Here is a 7,028-nt window from a genome sequence, read left to right on the forward strand (position 1 = left end):
GCGCGACTCCTTCGTCGCCTGCAAACGCCAGGAGCTGAACACCTTCGCCCTCAATGTCAGCGACTTCGAGATCGAGACCTATCTCGAAAGTGTTTAGGCTCCGCTGATCGATCGCATTGGTGCGGACGACCTTCGAACAGCCGTGACGCAAGGGGCTTGCGGCGCAGTCGGCAACCGGGCATAAACATGATAGTTTTTATCATGTATTATGTCAGGAGACAGACAGGACTTGACCTTCGTTGCGCGCATGGAAAGCCGGATCGAGGGCTTTTCCGTCATCGGCGACCTGAAATGGCACCTGTGGGACGGCGTGGTTGCCGACCTCTGGGATGTCTCGTGCGGCGACAGGGCCGAGGGTTACTATGTCTCCCCCGATCCCCGTCTGTTTGTCGCACTCGACGTGGATGGCGACGGCGCCTTCTTCGTCGAAGGCGCCAAAGGCGAACCGTGCCGCCACGACAGGGCCCTCTCCATGGCCTACATTCCGGCCGGCGTGCCGATCCGCGGCCGGGTCGAGGGGCTGCGCCGCATCCGGCATCTCGACCTGCATTTCGACGTGGCGACGCTGATGCGCCGCTTCGGCCGCAGCCTTGACGGCGAAGCCTTGCAGATGTCGCGCTTCCAGTTTCGCGATGACCGGATCGCCATGCTGGCCGGCCTGATCGCCGCCGAATGCGACAGCGACCTGCCTCTGCACGATCTCTATGGCGAGGGCCTGCTCAACGCCCTGTTCGCCAGCCTGTTCCAGATCGACCAGCCCAGTACCGCCAGGCGCCGGTCGCCGCTGTCGCGCCGCAAGCTGCGCCTGGTCACCGACTATATAGACGCGCACTGCCTGGACCGGATCCGGCTTGCCGATCTCGCCACGCTGACCGGCCTGTCCGAAACCGCGATGAGCCATGGCTTCAAGGCGGCGACGGGCATACCGCCCCACCGCTGGCAGATGCAGGCGCGCATCGACAGGGCCAAGGCGATGATGGCGCATGACGCCGCCTCGCTTGCCGACATTGCCGAGGCGACCGGCTTCTTCGACCAGGCGCATTTGACGCGCGTGTTCAAGGCGGTGGTCGGCGTGACGCCCGGCGCCTGGATGAAGAGCACCGAAAGCCCGTGACATTTCCGCAACATGAAGCCGCGATGTCCCCCGTTTGGACAAGAATGGACAAGCCGCCCAAATCCGTCCAATGACCCGCAGATAAGTTGACGTAAACGATCAAGTATCTCAACGACGACAGGCGGGGACTTTCCTGATGAGCAGACTTTACCGGATGAAGGCGCTTCTGGCGGGCGGCGTCGCCGCTGTCGCGATGATCCCGCCGATGGCCGCCTTCGCGCAGACAGTGCCTGCGAGCACCCAGCTTGAACCTGTCGTGGTCGAGGGCGAGGCTGGCGGCAGCGCCACCGGCCCGGTCGGAGGTGTCGTAGCCAAGAAGACCACGACCGGTTCGAAGACGGCAACCGATATCAAGGATATCCCGCAATCGGTCTCGGTGGTCGGCAGGCAGGAAATCGACGCCCAGGGCGCGCAGAAGGTGGATGAGGCCTTGCGCTATACGGCCGGCGTCTTCGCCCAGCCGTTCGGCCCGGACAGCGACACCAACTGGCTGTACATCCGCGGCTTCGATGCGACGGCCACCGGCACCTACATGGATGGCTTGCAACTGTTCAGTTATGCCTTTGGCGGCTTTTACGTCGATAGCTTCGGCCTTGAACGCATCGAAGTGCTGAAGGGGCCGGCTTCCGTGCTCTATGGCGGCAGCAATCCGGGCGGTGTGGTCAACTATGTGAGCAAGCGGCCGGACTTCGAACGCAAGCGCTATGTCGAAACCGGCGTCAACGATGCCGGCAATGTCTATCTCGGCTTCGACATTGGCGACGTGGCCAACAACGGCACGGTCAGCTACCGCATCAACGGCAAGGTCGCCGGCGGCGACACTTACAGCGACTTCCAGAATGGCTGGCGCGGCTTCATCTCGCCCAGCATCAGCTGGAAGCCGGACGAAGCGACCACGCTGACCATCCTGGCCAATTACAGCCACATCGACGAGAACCACAATGGCGGCAGCTTCTTGCCTTATGACGGCACGGTGACGGACCGGATCGTCGGCGGGGTGAACTACGGCCGCATCGACCCCGATGCCAATTTCACCGAACCGAGCATCGATCTCTACAAGCGTGAACAGGGCTCGATCGGTTATGAGTTCGAACACGATTTCGACAATGACTGGACCGTGCGTTCCAACGCCCGCTTCACCGCCGCCGATATCAATGAGGTCAGTGTCTATCCGAACGGCTGGTCGCTCACCGGCGGGCCGACCGACCTGGCGCGAATAAATTTTGACCACGACACCACGGCAAAGACCTTCCTTCTCGACAACCAGATCGAAGGCAAGGTGACGACCGGTCCAATTGAGCACACGATCCTCGCCGGTCTGGATTTCAAGTACTACAACATCGATCAGGTACAGTCCTCTGGCCTCTACGATCCCAACTACGACAATCCCATTGATGCCTTCCATCCGGTATACGGATCGCCGCTGACGCCGCGCGTCAGCTACCTCAACCAGAACCTGACGCAGAAGCAGCTTGGCTTCTATGCGCAGGATCAGCTGCGTTTTGGCGATGGCTGGCTGGTGACGCTGAATGGCCGCTACGACCGTGGCTGGCTCGACGCCGATAATCGTCCGACCTTCTACTCGGCGAGCTCCAGCACGCAGAGCAGCACGGTAGGCGATTTCTCCGGCCGTGCCGGCCTCGCCTATGAGTTCGCCAACGGCGTAACCCCCTATGCCAGCATCGCAACCTTCTTCAATCCGATCATCGGCACCGACGCGACGGGCAATCTGTTCAAGCCCGAAGAGGGTACGCAATATGAAGTCGGCGTGAAGTATGTGCCGACCTTTGTCGATGGCCTGTTCACCTTGTCGCTGTTTGACCTGACGCGTCAGAACGTGCCGTCGAATGTCACCTTGTTCACGCAGATGCAGACCGGCGAAATGCGCTCGCGCGGCGTCGAACTGGAAGGCAAGGTAAACATTACCGATGATTTCCGGGTGACGGGCGCCTTCACCGCTTACGATATCGACATCACCAAGGACGCCAACTCGGCGCTCATCGGCAAGACGCCCTTTATCGTCCCGGAAGTGATGGCCTCGGCCTCCGCCGACTACACATTCCGTGGTGACTGGTATGACGGTATCTCGATTGGCGGCGGTCTGCGCTATATCGGCTCGTCATGGGCCGACAATGCAAACACGGCGAAGGTGCCGGCCGTGACACTGGCCGACCTGAAACTCGGCTACGAGAAGGAGAACTGGGGCGTCGACCTCAACGTCACCAATCTGTTCAACAAGACCTATGTCGCCAGCTGCCAGACGACGCTGACCTGCTCCTACGGCGAAGGCCGTTCGTTCAAGCTGAAGGTGCACACGACTTGGTAGCGCTTACGAAGAGCGCTCGGCCTTCAGCACGGAGACCGCCGCCTCGCTGTTGTGGACATAGTCGTTGGCGTCCGGCTGCCTCTGCACCAGAAGGATGAACAACAGATCGGTCAGCGTCAGCTGTGCGTCGCGCGCGGTGATGGAGGAGGAGCGCGCGCGCTCCTCGTCGGCGATGGTGTAGAGGCGGATGTCGGCGACACGGCTCAGCGGATTGTCGTGCAGGCCGGTGACGGCGATCACCGTCGTGCCGCGCTTGCGGGCAAGCTCGGCGATGCGCAAGGTTTCGATGCTGGCGCCGGAATAGGACAGCGCGAACAGCACGTCGCCCGGCCCCAGCGTCGCGGCATTGGCCATCTGGATGTGGCTGTCGCTGTCGTGCAGCACGTTGCGGCCGAGCTTCGTCAGCTTGTAGGAGAAATCACGCGCCACCAGCGAGGAGGCGCCGACGCCGACCAGATGGATGCGGCGCGCGCCATCCAGCAGTTCCAGCGTCCGGGAGATGATGCGCTCGCTGTTGGTGGCGACGGTCTGCTGCATCGACAGCAGCTTGCTGCCGATCAGCTTCTTCAGGATGACCGGGTAGGTGTCGCCGACCTCGATCGAACCATGGATGACGCCGGCCGGCACCTGCCAGTCCTGCGCCTTGGCCTCGCTGACGGCGAGCTTGAGCTCCTGATAGCTGGCATAACCGAGTTTTTGGCTGAACTTGACGACACTCGACTGGCTGCGGCCGATCTCGGCCGCAAGCGCTGCCGTCGACAGCCGCAGCATCCGGTCGGGATTGTCGACGATGTACTGGCCGATCTCACGATCGCCGGCCGCCATGCCGTCGAGCTTCGCATTGATCGTCTTCAGGACGGACATGAACCCTCTACAGCGCTTCGGTGCTCGTCAGAGGAATAAATTATTCCAATTTCGATTGACAGCCAAGAACGCAGAATTAATTCTCGATTGGACCGGCGAAAGCCCAGGATTCGAGGCAGGTCTTCCGAGCGAAACCGCGCCACCACCCGTTTCGCCATACAAGGGTTCAACCATGGACAGATTGCGGATCGTCGGCGGACGAAGACTGGAAGGCGCGGTCACCATTTCCGGCGCCAAGAACGCTGCGCTGCCGCAGATCGCCGCCGCCCTGCTCAGCCCCTACCAGCTCGAACTGACCAACCTGCCCGCCGTCACCGACGTCGAAAACATGCTTGGCGTGGTGCGTCTTCACGGCGCCGAGGTGACGCGGTCGGCGCATGCCGCGACGATCGATACCAGCGCCGCTGTTTCCAAGGAGACGTCCTACGACACGGTGCGCAAGATGCGCGCGACAGTGCTGGTGCTGGCGCCGCTGCTCGCCCGGTTCGGCCATGCCCGGGTTTCACTGCCGGGCGGCTGCGCGATCGGTGCGCGGCCGGTCGACATGCATGTCGCGGCACTCGCGGCACTGGGTGCAAGGATTGCGATCGAGAACGGCTCGATCGTCGCCTCAGCGCCCAATGGACTCACCGGCACGCGCATCGTCTTGAGCTCACCATCGGTCGGAGCAACGGAAACCGCGATGATGGCGGCGACCACGGCCAAGGGCGAAACCGAAATCCTCAACGCGGCGCGCGAGCCGGAAGTGGCCGATCTCGCCGCTTGCCTCAGCGCCATGGGCGCGCGCATCGAGGGCGCCGGCACGCATCGCATCCTGATCGCCGGCGACACCGGCTGGCATGCGGCACGGCACGACATCATCCCGGATCGCATCGAGGCCGGCACCTATGCCATTGCCGCGGCGATCACCGGCGGCCAGCTCGAACTGACCCACGCCCGACTCGAGCACATGGCATCGGTGGTGCAATTGCTTGAGGCCACCGGCGTCAGCGTCTGGCCCGGCGATCGCGGGCTGATCGTGTCGCGCGAGCGGCCGCTCAAGGCAGTGGACCTGACGACCGAACCCTATCCGGGTTTTCCGACCGACCTGCAGGCGCAGTTCATGGCGCTGATGTGTTGCGCCGAGGGCGCATCGCTGCTGCGCGAAACCATCTTCGAAAACCGCTTCATGCATGTGCCGGAGTTGATGCGGCTCGGCGCCAACATCAAGTTGCAAGGCACCACGGCGCTGGTGCGGGGTGGTGAAAAACTGCATGGCGCACAGGTGATGGCGACCGATTTGCGCGCCTCGGTGTCGCTGGTGCTGGCGGCGCTGGTCAGCCAGGGCGAGACCATCATCAACCGCGTCTATCACCTCGATCGCGGCTATGAGCAGTTGGACCGCAAGCTGCGCCTTTGCGGCGCCGACATCGAGCGGCTGAGCGCATGAGCGGCGTGGACTATTTTCTCGGCGTCGACGGTGGCGGCACCGGCTGCCGGGCCCGCATCGAGGATGCGGCGGGAACCGTACTGGGGCAAGGCCTGTCCGGCCCGGCAACGACGCGGCTCGGCATCGACGCGGCCTGGGCTTCCATTGCCAAAGCCTTTGGCGCGGCGCTCGAGGAGACGGGGTTCGGGCCAGCCGAGATCGCTGGGATTCGCGCCGGCATCGGCCTTGCCGGCATCGGCCGCAAGGGCGCGCTGGAGGCGTTGCGGACGATCGCGCATCCCTTTGCCAGCATCGACTTCGTCAGCGACGGCGTCGGCGCCTGCCTCGGCGCTCATTCCGGTCAGGACGGCGCCATCGTCATTGCCGGCACCGGTTCGATCGGCCTCGGCTTCGTCGAGGGCCGCGATCTGCGCGTCGGCGGCTACGGCTTTCCGATCTCCGACGAAGGCAGCGGCGCCGATCTTGGCCTGAAGGCGGTACAGCTGGCGCTGCGCGGCCATGACGGCCGGCACGAGCGGACGGCGCTGCTGGCGGAAGTGATGCAGCGCTTCGAAGGCGACCCGATGGAAGCGGTTGCCTGGATGGACCGCGCCAGCGCCACCGACTACGCGGCGCTGGCGCCAATGGTGATGCGCCATGCCGACCAGGGCGATCCGGCCGGACGGCGCATCGTGCAGAGTGCCGCCGAGCAGATCGACACGCTGGTGCGGGTGCTGTTCGAAAAAGGCGCGCCGCGCGTCACCTTGCTGGGCGGCCTCGCCAGCCCGCTTGAACCCTGGCTTTCGCCCGATGTGCGGCGCCGTCTGAAGCCCGCCGACGGCGACGCCGTGTCCGGCGCGATCATCCTTGCCAAAAGGTCGCTCTGCGCACGGCAGCCTTCGCGAGAGAAGGAATAAAATATTCCAAATTCTTGTTGACGATGTGAATATCCAATTCTAAAAAGTTAACAAAAGAAAACCCGCGATAACGGACCCAAGGTCCGTTTGCACTGGTGCCCGTTGAGCTATGCCGGGCAGCATGATTTTGAAAGCACTGGAATGACCGAACAAGGATTGATGTCCGAGCTGGGTCGGCTGGTTTCCGAAGGCCGCAACCCGAGGACTGTCGACATCGACCTGCTGCCGACCATCGATGTGCTGCGCAAGATCAATGACGAGGACAGGCTTGTTCCGGCGGCTGTCGAAAAGGTGCTGCCGGACATTGCTACCGCCGTCGACCGCATCGTGCTTGCCTTCCAGAAAGGCGCGCGGCTGATCTATATGGGCGCTGGCACCAGTGGGCGGCTTGGGGTTCTC

General features: G+C 63.2%; 5 protein-coding genes and 1 pseudogene. 5 read left to right on the forward strand and 1 reads right to left on the reverse strand.

Annotated features, from left to right (window positions below):
- Window positions 1-229: 229 nt before the first annotated feature.
- Both AC1DX0_RS27825 and AC1DX0_RS27830 read left to right on the forward strand, forming a co-directional pair.
- A complete protein-coding gene (locus tag AC1DX0_RS27825) occupies window positions 230-1,114 on the forward strand; it encodes a helix-turn-helix domain-containing protein (protein ID WP_477221025.1) in 885 nt (294 codons plus the stop codon).
- Window positions 1,115-1,250: 136 nt separating this feature from the next.
- Window positions 1,251-3,440, forward strand: a complete 2,190-nt coding sequence (locus tag AC1DX0_RS27830; protein WP_477221024.1) for a TonB-dependent siderophore receptor — start codon at window positions 1,251-1,253, stop codon at window positions 3,438-3,440.
- A 3-nt stretch (window positions 3,441-3,443) separates the two neighbouring features.
- On the opposite strand, the gene AC1DX0_RS27835 is transcribed toward AC1DX0_RS27830, so the two are convergent.
- Window positions 3,444-4,304, reverse strand: coding sequence for a MurR/RpiR family transcriptional regulator (locus tag AC1DX0_RS27835; RefSeq protein ID WP_477221023.1), 861 nt, complete (start codon window positions 4,302-4,304; stop codon window positions 3,444-3,446).
- A gap of 172 nt (window positions 4,305-4,476) precedes the next feature.
- Between AC1DX0_RS27835 and murA the strand changes: the two genes are divergently transcribed.
- From murA to murQ, 3 genes and pseudogenes are all read left to right on the forward strand, one after another.
- Entirely contained in the window at window positions 4,477-5,733 is a 1,257-nt protein-coding gene (gene murA / locus AC1DX0_RS27840; RefSeq protein WP_477221022.1) for a UDP-N-acetylglucosamine 1-carboxyvinyltransferase, read from the forward strand.
- The gene (locus tag AC1DX0_RS27845; RefSeq protein WP_477221021.1) at window positions 5,730-6,629 is read left to right on the forward strand and encodes a glucosamine kinase nucleotide-binding domain-containing protein; all 900 of its coding nucleotides are present in this window, start codon (window positions 5,730-5,732) and stop codon (window positions 6,627-6,629) included. Before murA ends, AC1DX0_RS27845 begins: the two co-directional genes overlap by 4 nt.
- 141 nt (window positions 6,630-6,770) lie before the next feature.
- Window positions 6,771-7,028 (forward strand): annotated as a pseudogene (gene murQ, locus AC1DX0_RS27850) (N-acetylmuramic acid 6-phosphate etherase); the annotation flags it as partial.

The organism is Mesorhizobium sp. P3_A9 (assembly GCF_056402975.1).

Excerpts from the sequence above, each read along its gene's own strand:
- murA (WP_477221022.1), top strand. The coding sequence starts at position 4,477 with ATGGACAGATTGCGGATCGTCGGCGGACGAAGACTGGAAGGCGCGGTC.
- AC1DX0_RS27845 (WP_477221021.1), top strand. The coding sequence starts at position 5,730 with ATGAGCGGCGTGGACTATTTTCTCGGCGTCGACGGTGGCGGCACCGGC.
- AC1DX0_RS27835 (WP_477221023.1), bottom strand. The coding sequence starts at position 4,304 with ATGTCCGTCCTGAAGACGATCAATGCGAAGCTCGACGGCATGGCGGCC.
- AC1DX0_RS27830 (WP_477221024.1), top strand. The coding sequence starts at position 1,251 with ATGAGCAGACTTTACCGGATGAAGGCGCTTCTGGCGGGCGGCGTCGCC.